The organism is Streptomyces sp. NPDC056224 (assembly GCF_042267665.1).
Classification (GTDB): Bacteria; Actinomycetota; Actinomycetes; order Streptomycetales; family Streptomycetaceae; genus Streptomyces.
This window is the reverse complement of the sequence record NZ_JBHJTK010000065.1, coordinates 1-20,817: the sequence shown is the minus strand read 5'-3', so window position 1 is coordinate 20,817 and position 20,817 is coordinate 1. Positions and strand designations below refer to the sequence as shown.

The following is a 20,817-nucleotide window of genomic DNA, read 5'->3' as shown; positions in this document are numbered from 1 at the left end:
CATGATGACGAGAGAGATGGTGCTGGTGACCGGAGCCGCCGGGTTCGTCGGTTCCCCTGTCGTGGAGCGGCTCGTGGAGGACGGCGTCCGCGTGCGGGCGCTGGTGCACCGGGCCCAAGTGCCGCCGGGGGTGGAAGGCGTACGCGGGGACCTGGCGCGGGCCGAGTCCTTACGGGGGCTGTGTGAGGGCGTGGGCACCGTGCTGCACCTCGCCGCGCGGATCGGTGGAACGGCGGAGGAGAGCCGGGCCGTCAACGTGGAGGGGACGCGGGCGCTGCTGGCCGAGGCGGAGCGGGCAGGGGTGCGGCGGATCGTGCAGCTGGGGACGGCCGCCGTCTACCGGGACGGGGCGCACCGGGGTGCGGTGGAAGGGGAGCTCACCGAGGAGCCGGAGTCGGTGACCAGTGTGACCCGGCTCGCCGGGGAGCGGCTGGTGCTGGCGGCCGGGGGGACGGTGCTCCGTCCTCATCTGGTGTACGGGCGGGGGGATCGCTGGGTGGTGCCGTCGTTGGTGCGGTTGCTCGCGCGGTTGCCGCACTGGGTGGACGGCGGGCGGGCCCGGATGTCCATGGTGTCGGTGGATGCCCTGGCAGGTGCGGTGGCGGAGCTGGCCGTACGCGGGCCGGACGCGGGAGGTGTGCTGCATGCCAGTCATCCCGAGCCGGTGACCGCGCGGGAGCTGGTGGGGACGGTGGCGCGGGAGCTCGGGCTGCCGCTGCCGACGGGGGAGGTGGATCTGGCCGGGGCGCTGGAGCTGCTGGGAGGTCCGGGGGATCCGGATCCGGTGCTGCGGCGGCGGGTCTCGCTGCTCGCGGTGGACCACTGGTACGACAGCGGACGGTTGTGGGGACAGCTGGCGGCGTCCCCCGGGCCGCGGTTCTCCGAGGCGTTCGGTCAGTACGCCGAGTGGTACAGGGCGGAGGGCTAGAGGGCGGCAGTCACCGTCGAGCGGAAGACGCTGCGGCCTTCCTGGTGACCGGTGATCTCGACGCGGCCGGGGGAGACGAGGGTGGCGTCGATCCAGCAGGGGGTGTCCAGTTCGGCGTAGTGGTGGAACTCGGTGGAGATGCCCGACGGAGTGAAACCGCCGGGGAGGTGGAGCCCGCAGGCGGCCTGGCGGGCGGCCTCGACCAGGACCATGCCCGGGTGGTGGTCGTTCGCGTGCTCGAACAGGATCGGGTGGTCGAGGTCGGGGCTCAGCTGCCAGCGGCCGGGCCGGTCGGCGGGGGCGAGGACCACGTCGAAGGGCAGCAGTCTGCCTGCCGATGCGGCGGCTATGGGCGCACGGCGTGCCAGTGGCTGGGCTGAACCCGCGTGGCGGTGGTCGCCGCGCAGCCGGCGGTAGGTGGCGGGGGCGACGCAGGTGAAGCGGGCGGTGCCGGAGGCGGCGAGTTCGCCGCCGCGGTGGATGTCCACCGCGAGGAAGCCGGAGAACCGGTTCCCTTTCCAGCTGAAGTCCGTGCACACGGCGGTCATGTCGAGCTCGCTCGGGCCGCGGCCTATGTGCAGTCGCTCCGGCCGGGACGTGAAGTCCAGGCTCCAGAGCAGGACGTTGTGGCCGAGGGGGACTCCGTACATGGCGTGGCAGAGGTAGAGCCCCACCTGTCTGATGGTCTCTCCGGCCTGCACCGGGTCGTGGCTGGTGCCGTCGGCGCTGGTGAAGAACGTGTGGGCGCGGGGCCACTGTCCGGTGAGGGAGAAGGTGTCCTCGCCGATGCGGTGGCAGCCGGTCAGGAAGACCTCCGCGAGCGAGCTGCGGTGGACGTACTCCCTGGGCACGGTGGTGGTCAGGCGGGTGGCCTCGTTGCAGCGCGTCCATGGTTCCCCGGCCCCCGGCAGGGGGAGCACGGGGGTGTTCTTCCGGATCGTAAGCATGGTCATGGACCTCTCCCGCAGAGCCGTTTGACGGATGGGACGGGTTGCGTACGCGACACGCAAGATACGTACTCTCCGGTTTGGTTTGCAAGGTGCCAAGGGGGAGCGGATCGCGCTCGTGTACCGGTGCCGGCGTCCGGGCCGTGAGGATATCGAGGGGTCGGCACGACGCCGACCAGCGGATATCCGGGTAGGGGTCGGCGGCTGCGACGCCGCGGCCCAGAAGCCAAGTGGGAACCGGTCCTCCGGTCGTAGGAGCCGGTCCGACAGGGTGTCGGTGCGCGCCGTTCACCGAGGGCTGCGCGAGCCGGCTTTGAGGGGTTGCCATGCGATCGGCCGGACCCCGCAAACCATTGGCAGGCGGGGTGGGCCGATGCCAGAATCAGGGCCGCCGCCGGTGAGTCAAGAACCGGATGGACGGTTTTTACTGCAGGGTGTTGACAGTCCGATGCGCCCTGTCGCCAATGTGCCGCCGTTCCGTCCTGGAGAGCCCTGCGATGAACCGTCTGTGCCCGATCACGATCGACGTCTCCGGAGCGGAGATGCACGCCGAGGCGGCGCGCATCCGCGAACAGGCACCGGCGACGCCGGTGCTGCTGCCGGGCGGTGTGACCTGCTGGGCCGTCAACCGGCACGCGGACATACGCAGGCTGCTGGTGGACCCGCGGGTGTCCAAGGACGCGTACCGGCACTGGCCGGCGTGGATCAGCGGGGAGGTCGGCGCCGAGTGGCCGCTGGCCATATGGGTCTCCGTGCAGAACATGATCACCGCCTACGGCGCCGAGCACACGCGGCTGCGCAAGCCGGTCGCCGCGGCCTTCACCTCGCGGCGGGTCGCCGGCATGAAGCCGAGGATCGAGGAGGTCGTGGACGGGCTGCTGGACCGCCTGGCCGCGCTGCCGCCCGGCCGGGCGGTGGATCTGCGGACGGAGTTCGCACACGAGCTGCCGACGCGGATCGTCTTCGAGCTGTTCGGCATCCCGCAGCACCTGTGGGCGCCCCTCCACAAGATCATCAAGGGGTTCTTCGACACGACGATCACGGCCGAGGACGCGCAGCGGAACGTGGTGGACCTGGACGCCACGATGGCCGACCTGGTCGCCCATCGGCGGAAGCACCCGGGGGAGGACATCACCAGCGAGCTGATCGCCGCGCGGGACGGTGACGGGGAGCGGGGCCGGCTCGGTGAGAAGGAGCTGGTCGACAATCTGATCCTGCTCTTCACGGCCGGGTACGAGACCTCCGTCAACCTCATCTCCACCGCACTGCACGAACTGCTGCGCAATCCAGACCAGTTGAAGCTGGTCCGGGAGGGGCGAGCCTCCTGGGAGGACGTGGTCGAGGAGGCCCTGCGGGTCGAGTCGCCCGCCTCGTACGGGCTGCTGCGGTTCGCCGTTGAGGACATAGACATGGGTGAGGGGGTGGTGATCCCGCAGGGCGACCCGATCATGGTCTCGTTCGCCTCGGCCGGGCGGGACCCGGCGGTGCACGGAGCGGACGCGGAGCGGTTCGACGTCACCCGGGAGACCCGCGGGCAGCACCTGTCCTTCGGGTTCGGCACCCACTACTGCCTGGGCGCGACGCTGGCACGGCTGGAGTGCGCGATCGCCGTGCGGAGGTTGTTCGAGCGATTCCCGGATGCGGCGCTGGTGGATCCGCAGGCCGGCGAGCTGCCGCGGGTGGAGTCGTTCATCTCCAATGGCCTGCGGGAGTTGCCGGTGGTGCTGGGGGCGGAGGCCGGACTTGCCTAAGTGCGGAGGCCGAGGCGCGGATCCGCGGTGATCGCCAGGGCTGGTCGTAGTCCGCTTGATAAAATACGGACCTTCTGGTTGGTTTTAGTGGGGTGGTGGATCCTGTATGTGGATCCGACCGGAACCAACCCATGGACTACGGAGGCACCGTGGCACGGCAAGAGCGTGCGGTACGTACGCGTCGCGCGATCTTGGAAGCGGCGGCGGCGGTCTTCGACGAGCGCGGCTACGACGCGGCCACCATCGCCGACATCCTCTCCCGGGCGGGCGTCACCAAGGGTGCCCTCTACTTCCACTTCTCCTCCAAGCAGGAGCTCGCCCAGGGCGTGCTCGACGAGCAGTTCGCCGAGGGCGGGGTGCCCCACCGGGAGAGCAAGCTGCAGGAACTCGTGGACGTCGCCATGGTGTTGGCGTACCGGATGAAGAACGAGCCGATGCTCAGCGCGGGGGCCCGGCTCTCCCTGGGTCCGGGGATGCGCGAGATCTTCGGCGGGGGCTCGGTGCCGGGCTGGATCGAGTTCACGCGGACCCTGCTGGCCCAGGCGAAGGAGCAGGGCGAGCTGCTGCCGCACGTGGATCCCGCCGAGACGGCCTGGATCCTCTCCGCCTGCTGGACGGGTGCGCAGATCTACTCGCAGACCCTCAGCGACCGCAGGGACATCGAGGAGCGGGTGGCGGCCGTCTACCAGCACATCTGCCCGAGCATCGCGACGCCGGCGGTGCTCGCCAGGCTGGACATGGCACCCGACCGGGGGCAGCGGGTGACCGCGGAGATGGGGCTCGGGCCCGGGGCGGGGCCGGTGCGGGAGCCCGAGCCGGCGTTGTCCTGAGGCCGATTCAGCGGGCGTCGAGGGCAGGAAGACCGGGGCCCGCGGGCCTGAACCGCGTGGTCGCCGGGTGGGCCGGCGGTCGTCGGCTCCAGTAGGACGCGAGCCGGGCTCCGGCGCTGTCACCGACTGTGGCCGCGAAGATCTTGTACCCCCCGGCCAAACCGCATTGGCGGTTTGTGGAGACTCCATGGCCAAGCAGGACCGTGCGGCCCGCACGCGGGAATCCCTGGTGCGTGCAGCCGCGGAGGTGTTCGCCGAGCAAGGGTTCGCCACCGCGTCGATCGCGGCGATCAGCCGCCGGGCCGGCGTGAGCGCCGGCGGTCTGCACTTCCACTTCGAGAGCAAGACCGCGCTCGCCCGGGCCGTTGAGGACCGGGCGGCGCAGGCGCTGCGGCGGATCACCGTCGGACGCGACGCCGTGGGGGAGCCCGCGGGAGAGGCCGCGGGGGCGATGGGCGGGAACGCCTTGCAGGTGCTGGTGGACTCCACGCACGCGCTGATGGCCCTGCTGGCGGGGGACGTGGTGGTGCGGGCCGGCTTCGGGCTGTGCGCGGACGCGTCCCGCACGAGCGGGGTCGACCTGCGCCGGCAGTGGCGCCTGTGGGTCGAGGAGACGGTACGGGCCGGGGAACGGGAAGGGGTCCTTGCCGAGGGCGTCTCCCCGCGGGATGCGGCGAGTGCCGTGGTGGCCTCGACCGTGGGGCTGGAGGCCCTGGGTGCCTGCGAGCGGGACTGGGTCGCGCCGCACACCGTCACCCGGTTCTGGACGCTGATGCTGCCCCGGCTCGCGGCCGGCGAGACCCTGGGCGCACTGATGCCGGAAGGGTCGGGGAACCAGGCCGGTCCGGGGCACTGAGCCGTCTGATGACGGTTGTGCCGGTTGTGCCGGCTGTGCTCGTCCTGCCGGTCTCGGTTCTCATCGCGCCCCGCTGCGCGACATGATTTCAGACCGCTTGGTCTCTTTATGGCGCGGAGAACGGCCCCCTGCGCCTCTTCCTGAGGGCCCGTCAATGCCTGCCCGAGTCGGCTGATGAGTGCCGAGCGGCGTACAAAAGCGCAGGCCGATACGGTTCTTGAGTGGTGGTCGAGTCCTGCTGAGCTCCAAAACGGCACGACCGGTTTCATATTGACAAACCGTCGGTCCTGTTTTCTACTGACTGTGCGACTCATCCAAGGACAGGGGAGTACGGCGTGGACATCGATGTACTGGGCGCGTTGGCGGTGCGGGAGAACGGAGTCTCCATCACGCCGACCGCCCCCAAGCCCCGGCAGGTCCTGGCGCTCCTGGCCCTTCATGCCGATCAGGTGGTACCCGTATCGGCGCTGATGGAGGAGCTGTGGGCGGGCGAGCCGCCACGCAGTGCGCGGACGACGCTCCAGACGTACGTACTGCAGATACGCGCACTCATCGCGACCGCCTTGCAACAGGGCGCGGGCGGCGGTGCACAGTCGGGAGCCGCGGTACGGACCGCGAAGGACATCCTGGTCACCCTGCCCGGCGGCTACCTGCTGAGCAGCGGCGGCGGGACCCTCGACGTGCGGGAGTTCGACCGGCTCGCCGGCACCGGCTACCGCGCGATGGACGTCGGTGACTTCCCCGGCGCGGCGCGGATGCTGCGCGAGGCGCTGGCCCTGTGGTCCGGGCCCGCCTTCGCCGACGTACAGGGCGGGGTCCAGCTGGACATGGAGATCCGGCGGCTGGAGGAGACCCGGCTGTGCGCGCTCGACCAGCGGATCGAGGCCGATCTGCGGCTGGGCCGCCACCGGGAGCTGCTGGCCGAGCTGACGGTGCTGGTGACCCGGTACCGCACGCACGAGAACCTGCACGGCCAGTTCATGCTCGCCCTGCACCGCTCGGGTCGGCGCGGCGAGGCGCTGGACGTGTACCAGCGGCTGCGCGGAACGCTCGTGCGGGAGCTGGGGCTGGAGCCGTCCGTGGCGCTGCGGCGTTTGCAGCGCTCGATCCTGATGGCGGGTCCGGACAACGTGGGCGAGGCGTCCGCAGTGCCGGGGGGCGAGCGGCTCGTACGGGTCTGAGGTCTCCGAGGTCTCCGGGGCCCGGGAGCCCTGTCGGCGGCGGCGAGAGGAGATGGCTCGGTGCAGGAGAGGTCGGAACGGACCCGCAGGCGGCTGGTCCACGCCGGAGCCGAGATGTTCCACCGCAACGGCTATGCCAACGCGACGCTGGGCGAGATCGCGAGCGCGGCCGGGGTGACGAAGGGGGCGCTGTACTTTCACTTCGCCTCCAAGGACGAGCTCGCGGAGGCCGTGCAGCAGCGCGGATGCGCGCTGCTGGACGACTGGGTACGGCTGTTGCGTGAGGCCGGGGTCTCGCCGTTGCAGGCGCTGATCGACACCACGCACTGGCTGACGCGGACGCTGTTCGAGGACCCGGCGATACCGGCGAGCTTCCGGATCACCAAGGAGTGTGGGCCGGCGCCGCGGGGCCCGGTCGGGGCGCGGCCGGCGGTCCTCGACTTCCACGGGATGTGGATCTCGGCGGTGTCCACACTGCTCCGGTCGGCGCGGGACGCGGGCGAAGTACCGGCGTCGGGCCGCGGGTGGGAGAGCGCGGAGGCGCTCGTCGTGGCCGTGGCGTGCGGAATCGAGGTCATGTCCGGGACCGGGATGTCGCACTGGGAGCTGCAGCGGAAGGTGGAGGCCCTGTGGGTCGTGCTGCTGCCGAGTCTCGTGGCCGGTGACGGGGTGCGGGAGTACCGGACGGCGGCGAGGGCCGTCGCCGGGGCGGACCTGTCCGGTGGGCAGCGGTGTGACGAGCCCGCCGAGTACCCCGGGAACGGGGTGCGGGGTGCGGCGGACGCGGTGCGGAGCGGAGCGGGCTGTGAGCGGTGAGGTCGTGGTTCCGCTGTGGGCGGCGCTGTCGGAGCGGGGTGCGGGGGACCCCGCAGCTGCTGCCGCCGAAGGGGCCGAGGGGTGCGTGCCGGGAGCCATCGTGACGGGCGGCGTCATGAATGCAGGGGGGATTTCCGCGGCGCCGCACCCGTGCGAGGCGGAATCGGCCGGCTGATCCGCGGGATCGGGGGTTCCGGAGGTTCGGGGGTTCCGGAAGGTCGGGGCTCTCTTTCGTCCGGGCCGATGAATACCGCGGGATTCTTCGGGCCTCCGATCCCTTCTCCTCTCCGGGCACGCACGGTCGGGTCTGGTGCCACGCCGTGCCCTCGGTGGACCGCGGCGAGCTGGGGCTTCGACCGCAGTTCGGTTCCCGGGACCGTGGAACGCCTCTGCGCGGACCGAGCCTTCACCTGTCCTTCCGATCGCCCCTCAGCGGGAATCCAGCAGCTTTCCCGAGGGCGGGAACAGGCGCATTGGAGGGGGGCTCGAAGGGCGCTCAAGAATTCGGTGACTTTGTCCAGGGCCCCGCTACCGTGCCCCCGTCGAAGGCTGAATAACGAGGGGAACTCGACAAAATTGCGGAGGCGACCGTGAAGATTCAGGTGCTGGGTCCATTGAGTGCCGAGGTCAACGGGGGTTCGATCGTTCCGTCTGCCCGCAAGCCGCGGCAGATCCTGACGCTGCTCGCACTGCACCCGGGCCGGGTGATGCCGGTGCCCACGCTCATGGAGGAGCTCTGGGGCACTGACCTGCCGCAGAGCGCGCTCACGACCTTGCAGACGTACATACTCCAGCTCCGCCGCAGGCTCGGTACGGCCATGGGGCCGGGCGGCCCGGGCGGGGCCGGTGGCGTGAAAGACGTCCTTGCCACGCGGCACGGCGGGTATCTGCTGCAGATATCGCCGGAGTCGGTGGACGTGCACGAGTACGAGAACCTCGTCGCCCGGGGCCACAGCGACTTCGAGCGCGGTGACGACGAGGGCGCGGCGGCCGTGCTGCGGGCGGCGCTCGCGCTGTGGAAAGGGCCCGCGCTGGTCGACGTACGGGTGGGCCCGATCCTGGAGATCGAGGTGATGCGGCTGGAGGAGAGCAGGCTGGTCACCGTGGAGCGGCGGATCGACGTGGATCTGCGGCTGGGACGGCACACGGAACTGCTGGCCGAGCTGACGGAACTGATCGCCCGGCATCCGCAGCACGAGGGCCTGCACTCCCAGGCCATGGTGGCGCTGTACCGGTCGGGGCGGCAGGCGAGGGCCCTGGACGTGTACCGCAGGCTGCGGGCCCGGCTGATCGAGGACCTGGGCGTGGAGCCGTCGCCGCAGCTGCAGCGACTGCACCAGGCGATGCTGACGGTGGATCCGGCACTCGACGTGCAGGCGGGGCCGAAGCGGGGCTCGACCTTCGACTTGTACGCCGTCTGAGCTCCGGCGCCGGCCCGCGGACGCGCCCGAGGGCCGTCCCGCGATCCCCGGCGGGCGAACGACGCCGGCTGCGGCGCCCCACCGCGTCGCCGGAGCGCCCGCATGCGCCCGGTACGGGGGCGCCCCAGCGATGCGATGTACCGCAGCTGACGCCGTGCGCCGACCTGCAGGGGATTGCGGGACGGTCGGGGACGGTCTCTAGCCTGCAGGATGTGAAGAACCTCGGTGGAGTGGTGCATCCGTTTCGGCTCGAAGTGGACCAGCGGGAGCTGGACGACCTCGACGAGCGGCTGGGGCGGGTGCGGTGGCCGGATGAGCTGCCCGGCGTGGGGTGGGCGTACGGGATGCCGCTCGGGGAGGTGCGGGAGCTCGTACGGTACTGGCGCGAGGAGTACGACTGGCGGGCGGCCGAGGCGCGGTTGAACGCGTGGCCGCAGTTCACGACCGTCATCGACGGGGCGCGGGTGCACTTCGCGCACCTGCGGTCGCCCGAGCCGGACGCCCGGCCGCTGCTGATGACCCACGGCTGGCCGGGGTCCTTCGTGGAGTTCCAGCGGGTCGCGGGCCCGCTCACCGATCCGCGGGCGCACGGCGGCGATCCGGCCGACGCCTTCCACCTGGTGCTGCCGAGCATCCCCGGGTTCGGACTGTCCGGGCCGACGACCGAGGCGGGCTGGGAGTTCAAGCGCGTCGCCCGGGCCTTCGGGGTGCTGATGGAACGGCTCGGCTACGAGGCGTACGGGGTCCAGGGCGGTGACTGGGGCGCCGCCGTTTCGAGGGAGCTGGGGCGCATCCGGCCCGCGCACGTGGTGGGGGTGCATCTGAACCTGCTGCCGGGGGGCGGGGCCACCGCAGAGCCCCGCCCCGAGGAGCTGGCCGCCCTGAGCCCCGCCGAGCGGGAGCGGACCCTGGCCTCCTGGGAGCGGTACCGGGTGTGGGCGCGCGAGCGGCAGGGGTACGCCGACATCCAGGCGACGCGCCCGCAGACCCTCGCGTACGGACTGAACGACTCGCCCGTCGGGCTGCTGGCCTGGATCGGTGAGAAATTCGCCGAGTGGAGCGATCCCGGGTGCCCGGTCGACCGGGACCAGATGCTCACCAACGTGATGCTCTACTGGTTGACCGGGACGGCCGGGTCCGCCGCCCGGATCTACTACGAGCGGGCGCACGCGGACTACGCGGGGCAGCCGCCCGAGGTGTCTCGGACGCCGACGGCGCTCGCCGACTTCCCGCGGGACAACTTCATCCCGCTGCGGCACGTGGCCGCCCGCACCGACCGGGTCGTGCGCTGGACCTCGTACGACCGGGGCGGGCACTTCCCCGCCATGGAGGTGCCGGAGCTGCTGGTGGGGGACGTGAGGGAGTTCTTCCGGCAGCTCGGGTGAGGGGACGGGCGAGGGGGCGCCCCGTCCACAGCACTAGACCGTGGCCGTGCCGGCGCGGTCCACGGTGTCCAGGGCGAGCTGCCACGGGAAGTGCGCAGACTCGTCCTGGCCGGCCGGGCCGGGGACGAAGCCGCCTTCGCCGTAGAGCAGTTCGACTCCGGCGCCGCGCAGGACGGTCAGGGACTGCTCGAACTGGGGGTGCGCCGCAAGGGCCGCATTGGTGCACGGCATGGCGACGACGGGGGTGCCCTTGCCGGCCGCCTCGGCGGCGACGCCGACGGCGAACCGGTCGGTGAGGCCGAGGGCCCAGGCGTTGACCGAGTTGAAGGTGGCCGGGGCGAAGAGCAGGGCGTCGGCCGTCGGCCACACGTCGGGCTCGCCGGGCAACTTGTACTGCCAGCGGACGGGGTGGCCGGTCAGGGCGGCCAGTCCGTCGAGGCTCCCGGCCAGCCAGTGCGCCGCGGTGGGCGTCAGCCCCAGGCACACGTCCCAGCCGCGGGTCTGGGCGTTCTCGATCGCGTGGGCCACGTCGAAGACGGGCGGTGCGGCGGAGCAGAGCAGGTAGAGAGTCCTCGTGGTCATGTCGCCATATGATCATATGGCTTGCCCTCAACCATGCTTGAGGGCGCAGGTCGGGTCCACCGGGACCGATGTCACGGCGGATGCCGGATCATCTCTTCGGCCAGCCGATGTCGTCGTCCGGCCGCCCCCCGGTGACCGGTTCGCAGGGCCGGCCGGTGACGCTCCCGGGCGCGGTGCGTGCGGCGGGCGTCCAGGACGCGCGGGATGCGCACACCGATGGCTTCATCGTCGACTCCAGGGCGCTGAATACGAGAAGAGCGGGCGTCGGCCGGTGTGAAGGCCGGGTTCTGGAGAGTCTGCCTCGATGCGGTCGAGGACCGCTCGAGGAGCGCATGACGTGCGCATGAGACCGGCGGCGGAGGCGTGGCAAAGGTTTGCCCGCGCGTTGGCGAGCCACCTACGCTCGGTGGGCGGTTCCCGACAGATTCCTTGCCCACGACCTCAAGGATGCCCATGCTGCGACAGCCTGCGTTCGGACACCGCCTGCGGAAGCTCCGGATGGCCCAGGGCCTGTCGCAGACGGCGCTGGCCGGCGAGGGCATGTCGACCGGCTACCTCTCCCGCCTGGAATCCGGGGCACGTCAGCCCACCGACCGGGCCGTTGGCTACCTGGCCGCCCGACTGGGCCTGGAAGTCTCCGACTTCGACGAGCCCGCCACCGGCTCCCTGGCCCACGCCCTCACCCTCGCGGCGTCCACCGGTTCCCCCGACGCCATCGAAGCACTGCGCCGCGCCCTGGCCGCCGAGGGCCACGAGAGCCCCGTACTGCGCTGGCAGGCGCTGTGGCTCCTCGCCCAGGCCGCCCGCATCCAGGGTGACCTCACGGTGGAGCGGGACCGGCTCACCCAGCTGGTCGCGCTCGGCGAGGAAGCGGGCGTCAGCGAGCTGCGCGTGCGCGGTCTGACCCGGCTCGCCCGCTGCCTGCGCTCCATCGGTGAGATCACCCCGGCCCTGGACGCGGCCGTCGACGCCCACCGGATCGCGCTGGGCGAGGAGTTGGGCGTGGAGGACCGGGCGACCGCCCTGCTGGCGCTCATCTCCGTACAGGCCGAGGCGGGCCGGATGGGCGAAGCGCGCATGCACGCGGACGAGCTGACGGCCCTCGTCGGGGGCCGCACCGACGCGCTGTGGGCCGAGGCCATGTGGACGGTTGCCGCCGTCCGCATGCGCCAGGGCGACTACCCGGGTGCGCAGGCGTGCCTGGACGAGGCACTCGACCGTTTCAGCAGCCAGGAGGACCTGATCCTGTGGATCCGGCTGCGCCTGGCCACTGCCCGGCTGCACCTGCAGAAACTGCCGGTCGACCCGGAGCAGGCACAGCTTCGGGCCGACGAGGCCGAGGCCGCCCTCGCCTTCGTGGGCACACCGACCCTGCGGCAGGACCTGACCGCCCTGAAGGCCGATCTCGCCTTCGCCACCGGCCGCTACGACGAAGCGCGGGCCCAGCTCGGCGCGCTGGCCGCCGATCAGCCGAGGATGACGCACCGCGGCCGGGTACGGCTGGAGATGCTGCGGTACCAGCTCCTCATCCTCGGCGGCGACCCCGCCGGGATGCAGGGCCTGCGCGCCCTCGCCCAGCAGGCTCAGGAGGACGCCAACATCGACCTCGCCGCCGAGATCTGGCGGGTGCTGGCCGATGCGCTGACCCAGGCCGGCCACCAGGCCGGCCAGGCCTCCGCCGTCGGGGGTTGAGGAAGGCTCGAGTCCCCTGGTGCAGCCTTGAGCACATCGGCACCAACGATGAGGGGAGGTCGTCTCGTGTCGTCGCAGCGCGTGCACGCGAGCGAGCAGACGGCGTGCGTGGCCGCCCCGGCCGGTGTGGTCTACGGACTGCTGGCCGACGCCGTCCGCTGGCCCCTCCTGCTGCCCCCGCCCGTACACGTCGAGCGAATGGACTTCGACGGCGTCCGGGAACGGCTGCGGCTCTGGGACGTGGCGGACGAGCGGGTCCGTTCCTTCCACGTACGCCGGGTGTTGCACCCGCAGTCGAGGTCCGTCGAGTTCGAGCAGGAGGACACCGCCCGGCCGGGCGCGCCCACGACCGGCACCTGGACGGTCCGGGAGCGGGGTGACGCCCGGTCCCTGCTGACGCTTCGCCAGGAACGCACCCTCGAGGGCCTGCCCGCCGCCGAGACCGCCCGCAGCCGCCACGAGTGGCAGGCGGAGCCGGCCGAGCGGCTCGCCCACGTCAAGGCGATCGCCGAGCGCTGGGACCGCCTGGACGAACTGCTGCTGTCCTTCGAGGACAGCGTGCACGTCGACGGCCCCGCCGAGCTGGTCTACGACTTCCTCCACCGCATCGAGGACTGGCCGGAGCGCGTCCCGCACGTGGAGTCGGCCAGCGTGATCGAGGACGTCCCCGGCGTGCAGGTGGCCTCCGTGGACACCTGCGCCGCCCCCGGCGGCGGGACGGTCACCACACGGGTGGTGCGGCTGTGTTTCCCCTCGGCCGCACGGATCGTCTACAAGGAGCTGGTGACGCCGGCGCTGATCGCCGCGCACAGCGGCGAATGGTCCCTGGTACCGGACCAGGGCGGCGTACGGGTCGTCTGCGCCCAGCAGGTCATGCTGCGGGAAGAAGCCGTCGAGGAGGTCCTCGGCCCGGGAACCTGCCTCGCCGAGGCCCGCCGGTACGTGCGCACGTGGCTGGGGCGGGCGAGTACGGAGACGCTGCGCCTGGCCAAATGGCACGCACAGAGCACTGTGCGCCGTCTGCGATGAGTACGGGAAGGAGGCCGTGGATGGACCCCACCCGGCCCGGTCCGGAGCCGTTCGACGCGCCCCTGCACGTTCCCGGCCCGGAGGGGTCCTGGGACGAGGTGAGCGACCGCCTCGACGACGTGGGCCGGACTCTCGTCTGCACGACGTGGGGCCAGTGGCTGACCCCACTGCTCCTCGACCCCGCGCTGCGCTCCATGCTCGGGGACGACTGGCCGCGCTACCGGCAGACGCCGGCGGCGGCCGGGCGGATGCGGTTCGCCGCCTCGCGCTTCGTCATGAAGTACGCCGCCGCCGCAGCCCTGAACGTACCCGCGCACACCCTGGACCTGGGCTACCGGCCGGGCGGGCGTCCCGTACTGCGCGGGCTCGGCGAGGACGTGGACGTGGACCTGGACGTGAGCCTGGCGCACACCGATGAGCTGATCGTGGTCGGCGTCAGCCGCACCGGGCCGATCGGCGTGGACGCCGAGCCCGTCGACCGGGACGTCTCCTTCGAGCTGCTGCGCGGCCGTGTGTGCACCGCGGAGGAGGACGACGTACTGGCCGCACTGCCCGAGGGCGAACGCAGGGCCCGGCTGCTGCGGTTGTGGACCCTGAAGGAGGCATACACCAAGGCCCACGGGCACGGGCGGCGACGCCGCTTCTCCACCTTCGGGTTCGGCGAGGACAGCCGGGGGCGTGTCGTCCTGGCCGACGCACCGGACGAAGGGGCCGAGGCCGGGGAGTGGAGTTTCGCCACCCATCTCGTCCAGGACCGCTATCTGGTGAGCGCGGCCCACCGGCGGCGACCCGCCGGCCCGGGCGCGCGGGGTGTGGCGGTGGATACCGGTTCGCGCAGCGCTGCAGGCCCGCTCGAGGAAAGGGGCCCCCGGCCCCAGGGCCAACTACGCTTCCTGCGACCGGTGACCTCCGGCCGGGGCGAGGGAAGGCGGACGCCGTGAACGCAAGGGAACCCGCCGCAGTACGGTTCGCACCGTCGTCGCCGCTGTTCCGTGTCCGCGTCCGTGTCGAGGGCTGAGGGGCCGCGCCGGGCTCACCCGCAGGCGGCTGACGGCATCCGGCGCAGCGGGTGACCGGCCGCGATGCCGCGGACGGGCCGGGACCGGTCCTCGCGGTGGTGCACGAGGTGGGCCGCAGCGCGCCCCGCTCCGCGCTCGTCCTCGGTGTGCACGGCCCGGGCGACGACGCGGACGCCGAGCTGTTCGCCGCGTGGATCGCCGGGCGGCACCGCCGCTTCCAGGTCACCCTGGAGTGCCACGGGCCGGGCCGGCACACCCTGCGCCTGCTTCCGGACACCGCCACGCCCGGCCCCGCGTCGCTGAGCGCCGAGCTGCTGGCCGACCTGCTGGGCCCGTATCCGGGCGCCGGAGAGCCGATCGCCCTGACCGGGTATCAGCGCGAGCTGCTCCACGAGGCCCTCACGCGCCCCGACGGGCCGGACCGGTACCTGGAACAGATCCACTGGAACTGGTCGGGTCCCCTGGACCTGGCCCGCTTCCGCGCGGCCTGGCAGTCCGTCTGCGAGCGGGAGTCGGTCCTGCGGGCCGCCTTCGACTGGACGGCGGTGTCACGGCTCGTGCTGCACCCGCGCGCCGACGTCGCGATCGTCCACCACACCCGCGGTGACATCGGCTGGGAGGACCTCCTCGAACGGGACCGGCGGCACGGCTTCCCCCTCCACCGCCCGCCGCTGCTGCGCCTGACCCTGCTGGAGGGGGAACCGGGGGCGCCGGTACGGGTACTGCTGACCTGTCACCGCGCCCTGTTCGACGAGCGCAGCGTCCATGTCCTGCTGCGCGAGTTTTACCGCGCCTACCTGGCTGGAGGCGCGCTGCCCGGTGGTGAGCGCCGCCCCGACCTGCGGGACCACGCCCGCTGGCTGGCCCGGCAGAGCAGCGAGGGCGCCCGGGAACTGTGGGCGCGCACCGCGCCCCCGCGGCGTGCCGCGACGGCGGTGGGGCGCCGCGGCGGCGACACCCGCCAGAGCGGCGCCGGACGCCTGCGCCGGCGCCTTGCCGAGCCGTACGGCTCCCGGCTGCGGGCCTGGGCCGCGGCCCAGGGTGTCGGCGAAAGCAGCGCCCTGCACGTGGCGTGGGCGCTGCTGCTGTACCGGGCGGCAGGCACCGGGGGCGCGCTGCCGGTGACGTTCGGCGTCCAGCTCTCCGCCCGGGACAACGCGGCGCCGGGGGCCGCCGGCATCCCCGGGCTGCTCGGCAGCCCGCTGCCTATGACGGTGCGGGTGGATCCGGCGGCGCCGCTGGCCGGCTTGCTGCAGCAGGCGCGCGACGCCCTGCTGGACATGGCGGCCTACCCCTGGGTCTGCGGCGACCGGATCCGCGAGTGGACCGGCCGCGGCGAGGACGAGCGGCTCACCGACACACTCGTCTCCTTCGACAGCCCGGCCGGCCTGCCGCCCGAGCTGCGCGGCGAACTGGAGGCGCAGGGCATCGACGTGGACGAGCCGCGCACCGTCGGAGCCGGAACCGGCCTGCCCCTCACGGTCGTCGCCCGGCACGAGAGCGGCGGCGGCGCGCTGGTGCTCGACGCCGTGTACGACCGGGCGGTCCTGGCCGACGCGGACGCCTGCGCCACCCTGGACCAGTGCGTCGGCCTGCTGCGGACTCTGGCCGAACTGCCGGACCCGGACCCCACCGTCAGCCAGGCGCTGGACCTGCTGGCGGATGTCGAAGTCCCCTCCATGAGCCGCCGTCTGCCCGAGCCCCGGCGTACCAGGCTGACCACGCCGCGCAGGGGGGCGCCTTCGGCGGACGTGATCTGCCTGGTCACGGTCCCGGGGGTGGTGGAGGGAGTGCACGCACTGTTCATCCGCGGCCACCAGGGCCCCGAGACGATCGTGGCGCTGGATCTGGACGGCTCGCCGGGCGCGGTGGTGCCCGCCGAACTCACCGACGCGCTGACCGCCGGCAGGCGGCTGGTGCTGTGCGGGTGCGGGCCCGCCGCGGCGACGGCGTACGACCTCGCGCGGGGTCTCGCGCAGGGGGCCGGGCACGGAACGGGGTTCGCGGTGAGCGTCGTCATGGCAGGGCTCGGCGGCCCCGAGGGCAGCGCGGACGCGATGGTCCGGGGCCTCACGGCGCTGCGGGCGGGGCGCGCCTGACCCGCGGACGGGCCGGGGCCGTACGCCGCGAAGAAGTCGAACGCGGAGGCGTGCTGCGGGACGACGGCCGGCACGGCCCGGTGCAGCCGCCGCAGCTGGGGTGAGGGCTCCCCACCCAGGTCCTCGATCAGCCGGGTCCGCGGTCTGCGGTACGCATCGAGCATCGAGCATCGAGCGCCGAGCGCCGACGCGTGCCGGCCGGAGCGGTACAGCGCGACCACGATGCGCGAGTCCGGTCCCTCGTGCGGGGGTGGCGCGCGGTCGGGGCCTTCGCGGACGAGCGTTCGTACCTGCCGTACGCCGATGCCGTCCTCGGGACCCCATGAGGGTGTCCGCGGTCTTACGGCCAGTCGATCCGGTCGGTGTCCGCGACGACGGTCGAGGTCGGGGGGACCGGCCAGTCGATGCTGCCGCCGTCGGCGTTGGCGACCCCGGCCGTGGTGAGAGCGGCGGCGCCGACGAGGGCGGCGATGGCGAAGACGCGGGCGATGCTCTTCATGGTGTGTCCCTTCGTGGCAACTGTCTGGATCGTTCTTGGCGATGTCTCTGCCAAGAGAATGGCAACGGCTGCTCGGAATTCGCTCGTCGACCGCTTGAGAAGGGCTGGAGCGGGCGCGAAAAAGCCCCGGTACATGCCTCTGAATGGGCCCCTTCGCGCTCTCCATAACCGCTCTGACCTGCAGAGAACGTAGTGGGGCAGGATTCGGGCAGAACTTTGTCGGGCGTTGCCAGGAAATCCCGACCTAGAGCCTTGCCGGAGCGGGCATTGCCAGGACCGTCGGGCCGTGGGCAAAGTATCGCCAAGCCCATTGGCAATGCTTGGCACAACAGGGTCGCGGACGTGCCGCGGCCCCAGCAGCGGGGGGAGGCCCCTGAATGAACGCGCCGACGTACCACGGGGAACGAACGGCCCACCTGGACACCGCGGGCACGGGCCGGATGCCGGAGCGCGTGCGCGCCGTGCTGGCCGACTGCACGGCCCGCGACGACCGCTTCGGGGCCCGCGCGCTCGAGGAGCACCTCGGTGCCGTCCTGCACACCGAGGTCCACGAACGCCTCGGCGGCCTGCTGGGCGCCCCCGCCCGCGACACGGTCCTGGCCGCCGGCGCGGCCGATGCCTTCGATGCCTTCGTCTCCCGCATCGCCCTCGGTCCCCGCGACCGGATCTGGACCACCCCCCACGAAGGCGTGGACAACCTGACCACCCTCTTCGCCCTGCGCGACCGCACCCGTTGCAGGCTGGAGGTCGTCCCGCTGCGCGCGGACGGGGACCTCGACCTGGACTGGATGCGGTCCCACATCGACGAGGACGTCGCCCTCGTCTCCGTCGTCCACGTCTCCTCGGCGTGCGGAACGGTCAACCCGGTCGAACAGGTCGGCCGGCTCCTCGCCCCCCATCGGGCGCGGTACGCCGTGGACGCCTCGCACTCCGTCGGCCAACTCCCCGTCGACGCCGCGCGCATCGGCTGCCAGCTGCTCACCGCGGACGGCTGGAGGTTCCTCCGCGGTCCGGACGCCGCCGGGTTCGCCTACGTCGAGCCCGGGGTGTGGGACGGTCTCGCGCAGGCGCCCGCCCCGGCCGCCGTCGCCGCGCTGAACACGGCCCTCGCCCACCACACCGCCGCCACGTCCCTGCCGTACGAGGACCTGCTGCCCCTGCTGCGCACCACCGTCGAGCGGACGCCCGGCATCGAACTGCTCGCGGCAGGACGGGAGCAGGCAGGCATCCTGGCCTTCCGGCACGGCGGGATTCCCGCCGCGCTGATCCGCCGTGGCCTGGCCCGGCGCGGGGTCGTCCTCGCGAAGACCGTCGCGCAGGAGAATCCGCTCCACCCGGCCGGGCAGGGCGGCGCCACCGCCGTCCGCGCCTCGGTCCACTACGACAACACCGAGCAGGACGTCGACCGCTTCGGGCGGGCACTGCGGGAAGTCCTGCTGGAGGAGCGGCAGGTGGCCGCCGCCCCTGCCGTGGAGGCGCTCGCCGCGGCCGGAAGCTCGGGAGCGGCCCGCTGTGCCCGGCCCCCGGCCGGCCGAGGGCACCTGACCCTGTGCCCGACGACATGACCCGGGGCGTCCCGGGCCGGGATCCGCGCGACCGCGCGGGGCACCCGCGCCGGAACCCCCTATCCGCGATCCGAGCTCGGCGAGGCAGTGCCGCCTGAGGTCGCTTCGGGTTTCGTGTGGAGGACCTCGCGGGCCTGCTCCGCGGCGCGGGTGATGCTCTCGCTGACGAAGTCGACGAAGCGGGCGATGTTTTCGAGGCGGGTGGCGGCCGGGGTCTGGGGGACGAGGATGCCGACGCCCTGCCGTGCGATCTCGGCGAGCTGGGCGGTGGCGCGGGCGCTGGCCATCATCGACTGGTACCAGACGTCGTCGTCCACGACGTAGCGCTCGCGGCGGCGTTCGTCGCGTTCCCGGCGGACGAGGCCCTGGCTCTCGAGGAACGTGATGGCCTTGGAGATGGACGCCGGGCTGACCTGGAGGCGCTGGACGAGTTCGGCCGCGGTGAGGCTGCCGGCGTCGGTGAGGGTGAGGCAGGCCATCACCCGGGCCGTCATCTTGGGCATGCCCGACGCCATGAGGACGGTGGTGTACGTCTCCTCGTACTCGCGCACGGCCTCGGGGTCGCGTCCGTGGGCCCGCTCGGGCGCCTGCGGCTCCCGGGGTGCGGTCTGCCTGCGCCGGTGGGCGCGACGTTCGGTGGCGCGGTGGGCCAGGTCGGCGCGGTAGCCGGTGGGGCCGCCGTTGCGCATGACCTCGCGTGTGACGGTCGAGGTGGGGCGGTCGAGGCGTCGGGCGATCTCCGCGTAGGCGAGGCCGTCGGCCAGTCCCAGCGCGATCTGCTGACGTTCCTGCTGGGTGAGCCTGCCTCCCGGCATCGCGGTCTCCTTCGTGGTCCTTGGTGCGTCCACTATAGCGTTCACCTTCAGTTCATTGCAACGTGAGCGGGTTGGTCGTTGCGTTAATTTTGAGAACTGTTGCAACGATTTCACGGCTCTGAGCTGCGCTGATGATGGTTCGACGCAACGAATGTGTTGAAGGATCTTTGAATGCAACGTAGCTTTTCCTTCAACCGAAATGACGAGTCAAAGGAACACCACGATGCAGAAGTTCGACACCCCCGCTCCGGTTTCCGCCGTCGTCGACATCCCGGCGGGACGTATCCGCTTCATCGCCGCGGACCGGGCGGACACCACGGTCGAGGTCCTGCCCGCGGACGCCTCGAAGGGCCGTGACGTGAAGGCGGCGGAGCGCATCGAGGTCGGATACGCCGGCGGTGTCCTGCGGATCGGGGCCCCGGCGGCGGCACACCGGATCCTGGGCAGCTCCGGATCCGTCGAGGTGACCGTCCGGCTGCCCGCCGGGTCCCGCGTCGAGGCGAAGGCGGCCAGCGCCGAGCTCCGGGGCGTGGGACGGCTCGGCGACGTCGTCTTCGAGGGCGCGCAGGCCACGGTCAAGCTCGACGAGACCGATGGCGCCCGCCTGACCCTCCAGGCCGGCGACGTCTCGGTCGGCCGCCTCGGCGGCCCGGCCCGGATCAGCACCCAGAAGGGCGACCTCCGCATCGCCGAGGCAATGCGCGGCACGGTCACGCTGCGCACCGAGGCCGGTGAGATCTCGGTCGGCGCCGCCCGCGGAGTCGTTGCCACCCTGGACGCCGGCACCTCCCACGGCCGCATCCACAACGCGCTCAAGAACACCGACGGCGCCGCCCGGCTCGACATCCACGCGACCACCGCCTACGGCGACATCACCGCCCACAGCCTCTGACCCGCAGCCTCTGACCGCAGTCGCCGAGGAGCACGGGGCCTGCGCAACGGTCCCTGCCGTGATCCGGCCGGGAGGAGGGTCGGCCGGCCGGCCGGCGTGCCGATTCGAGCGGCCTTCCACGGCCTCTTGAGCCTCGCGCGCGACGGTGGCCGTATTCCGGCCTTCAGTCTTGGAGGAGCCACATGACCATCAGCGACACGCCACCCGTACGGGCCCTGGACCGTGCGGCGGAACTGGCCGGCATCAAGGCCCGGGCGGTTGCCGGCCCGGACGAACGGGCCACCGAGCGGCAGCACGCCAAGGGCAAGCTCACCGCGCGCGAGCGGATCGGCCTGCTGCTCGACGAGGGCTCGTTCCACGAGATCGAGGCCCTGCGCCGGCACCGCGCGACGGGCTTCGGACTGGAGCACAAGCGGCCCTACACCGACGGTGTCATCACCGGCTGGGGCACGGTCGAGGGCCGCACGGTCTTCGTGTACGCGCACGACTTCCGCATCTTCGGCGGCGCGC

At 72.5% G+C, this 20,817-nt stretch carries 19 protein-coding genes and 1 pseudogene; 15 read left to right on the top strand and 5 right to left on the bottom strand.

Annotated features, from left to right (window positions below):
• Position 1 precedes the first annotated feature (1 nt).
• A complete protein-coding gene (locus ACFCZ1_RS36230) occupies positions 2-928 on the top strand; it encodes an NAD-dependent epimerase/dehydratase family protein (RefSeq protein WP_376682553.1) in 927 nt (308 codons plus the stop codon).
• Here the strand turns inward: ACFCZ1_RS36230 and ACFCZ1_RS36225 are convergent.
• The gene (locus tag ACFCZ1_RS36225; RefSeq protein ID WP_376682552.1) at positions 925-1,881 is read right to left on the bottom strand and encodes a ScbA/BarX family gamma-butyrolactone biosynthesis protein; all 957 of its coding nucleotides are present in this window, start codon (positions 1,879-1,881) and stop codon (positions 925-927) included. The genes ACFCZ1_RS36230 and ACFCZ1_RS36225 overlap by 4 nt on opposite strands.
• 491 nt (positions 1,882-2,372) lie before the next feature.
• On the opposite strand from ACFCZ1_RS36225, the gene ACFCZ1_RS36220 reads away from it, so the two are divergent.
• From ACFCZ1_RS36220 to ACFCZ1_RS36190, 7 genes are all read left to right on the top strand, one after another.
• Positions 2,373-3,626 carry a cytochrome P450 gene (locus ACFCZ1_RS36220; protein ID WP_376682551.1) on the top strand — a complete coding sequence of 418 codons (1,254 nt, stop codon included), beginning with the start codon at positions 2,373-2,375 and terminating at the stop codon, positions 3,624-3,626.
• A gap of 149 nt (positions 3,627-3,775) precedes the next feature.
• Positions 3,776-4,456 (top strand): ScbR family autoregulator-binding transcription factor, encoded by a 681-nt coding sequence (locus ACFCZ1_RS36215; protein ID WP_376682550.1) that lies wholly within the window; start codon positions 3,776-3,778, stop codon positions 4,454-4,456.
• A gap of 187 nt (positions 4,457-4,643) precedes the next feature.
• Complete coding sequence (locus ACFCZ1_RS36210) at positions 4,644-5,312, top strand: ScbR family autoregulator-binding transcription factor (RefSeq protein WP_376682549.1); 669 nt, start codon at positions 4,644-4,646, stop codon at positions 5,310-5,312.
• Positions 5,313-5,647: 335 nt separating this feature from the next.
• Positions 5,648-6,493, top strand: a complete 846-nt coding sequence (locus ACFCZ1_RS36205) for a BTAD domain-containing putative transcriptional regulator (RefSeq protein ID WP_376682548.1) — start codon at positions 5,648-5,650, stop codon at positions 6,491-6,493.
• Between the two features lie 60 nt (positions 6,494-6,553).
• A complete protein-coding gene (locus tag ACFCZ1_RS36200; protein WP_376682547.1) occupies positions 6,554-7,309 on the top strand; it encodes a ScbR family autoregulator-binding transcription factor in 756 nt (251 codons plus the stop codon).
• Between the two features lie 590 nt (positions 7,310-7,899).
• Positions 7,900-8,730 (top strand): BTAD domain-containing putative transcriptional regulator, encoded by an 831-nt coding sequence (locus tag ACFCZ1_RS36195; RefSeq protein ID WP_376682546.1) that lies wholly within the window; start codon positions 7,900-7,902, stop codon positions 8,728-8,730.
• Positions 8,731-8,960: 230 nt separating this feature from the next.
• A complete protein-coding gene (locus ACFCZ1_RS36190; protein ID WP_376682545.1) occupies positions 8,961-10,115 on the top strand; it encodes an epoxide hydrolase family protein in 1,155 nt (384 codons plus the stop codon).
• Positions 10,116-10,148: 33 nt separating this feature from the next.
• On the opposite strand, the gene ACFCZ1_RS36185 is transcribed toward ACFCZ1_RS36190, so the two are convergent.
• A complete protein-coding gene (locus ACFCZ1_RS36185; RefSeq protein WP_376682544.1) occupies positions 10,149-10,697 on the bottom strand; it encodes a flavoprotein in 549 nt (182 codons plus the stop codon).
• Positions 10,698-11,150: 453 nt separating this feature from the next.
• Between ACFCZ1_RS36185 and ACFCZ1_RS36180 the strand changes: the two genes are divergently transcribed.
• From ACFCZ1_RS36180 to ACFCZ1_RS36165, 4 genes are all read left to right on the top strand, one after another.
• Complete coding sequence (locus ACFCZ1_RS36180; protein WP_376682543.1) at positions 11,151-12,389, top strand: tetratricopeptide repeat protein; 1,239 nt, start codon at positions 11,151-11,153, stop codon at positions 12,387-12,389.
• A 66-nt stretch (positions 12,390-12,455) separates the two neighbouring features.
• A complete protein-coding gene (locus tag ACFCZ1_RS36175; RefSeq protein ID WP_376682542.1) occupies positions 12,456-13,418 on the top strand; it encodes an SRPBCC family protein in 963 nt (320 codons plus the stop codon).
• A 20-nt stretch (positions 13,419-13,438) separates the two neighbouring features.
• Positions 13,439-14,359 carry a 4'-phosphopantetheinyl transferase family protein gene (locus tag ACFCZ1_RS36170; RefSeq protein ID WP_376682541.1) on the top strand — a complete coding sequence of 307 codons (921 nt, stop codon included), beginning with the start codon at positions 13,439-13,441 and terminating at the stop codon, positions 14,357-14,359.
• Between the two features lie 128 nt (positions 14,360-14,487).
• Positions 14,488-16,536: a condensation domain-containing protein gene (locus ACFCZ1_RS36165; RefSeq protein ID WP_376682540.1), complete on the top strand. Its 2,049-nt coding sequence runs from the start codon at positions 14,488-14,490 to the stop codon at positions 16,534-16,536.
• A 131-nt stretch (positions 16,537-16,667) separates the two neighbouring features.
• Here ACFCZ1_RS36165 and ACFCZ1_RS36160 read toward each other — a convergent pair.
• Positions 16,668-16,757, bottom strand: a pseudogene (locus ACFCZ1_RS36160) (hypothetical protein); the annotation flags it as partial.
• Positions 16,758-16,876: 119 nt separating this feature from the next.
• On the bottom strand, positions 16,877-17,035 hold the full coding sequence (locus ACFCZ1_RS36155; RefSeq protein WP_376682539.1) for a hypothetical protein: 159 nt from the start codon (positions 17,033-17,035) through the stop codon (positions 16,877-16,879).
• Between the two features lie 377 nt (positions 17,036-17,412).
• On the opposite strand from ACFCZ1_RS36155, the gene ACFCZ1_RS36150 reads away from it, so the two are divergent.
• Positions 17,413-18,600, top strand: coding sequence for an aminotransferase class V-fold PLP-dependent enzyme (locus ACFCZ1_RS36150; RefSeq protein WP_376682538.1), 1,188 nt, complete (start codon positions 17,413-17,415; stop codon positions 18,598-18,600).
• A 59-nt stretch (positions 18,601-18,659) separates the two neighbouring features.
• Here the strand turns inward: ACFCZ1_RS36150 and ACFCZ1_RS36145 are convergent, their stop codons facing one another.
• The gene (locus tag ACFCZ1_RS36145; protein ID WP_376682565.1) at positions 18,660-19,415 is read right to left on the bottom strand and encodes a helix-turn-helix domain-containing protein; all 756 of its coding nucleotides are present in this window, start codon (positions 19,413-19,415) and stop codon (positions 18,660-18,662) included.
• A 223-nt stretch (positions 19,416-19,638) separates the two neighbouring features.
• Here ACFCZ1_RS36145 and ACFCZ1_RS36140 point away from each other — a divergent pair, with 223 nt between their 5' ends.
• Both ACFCZ1_RS36140 and ACFCZ1_RS36135 read left to right on the top strand, forming a co-directional pair.
• Positions 19,639-20,307 carry a DUF4097 family beta strand repeat-containing protein gene (locus tag ACFCZ1_RS36140; protein WP_376682537.1) on the top strand — a complete coding sequence of 223 codons (669 nt, stop codon included), beginning with the start codon at positions 19,639-19,641 and terminating at the stop codon, positions 20,305-20,307.
• A gap of 182 nt (positions 20,308-20,489) precedes the next feature.
• Positions 20,490-20,817 (top strand): carboxyl transferase domain-containing protein (locus ACFCZ1_RS36135; protein WP_376682536.1); only part of this gene is annotated, 328 nt, incomplete at its 3' end.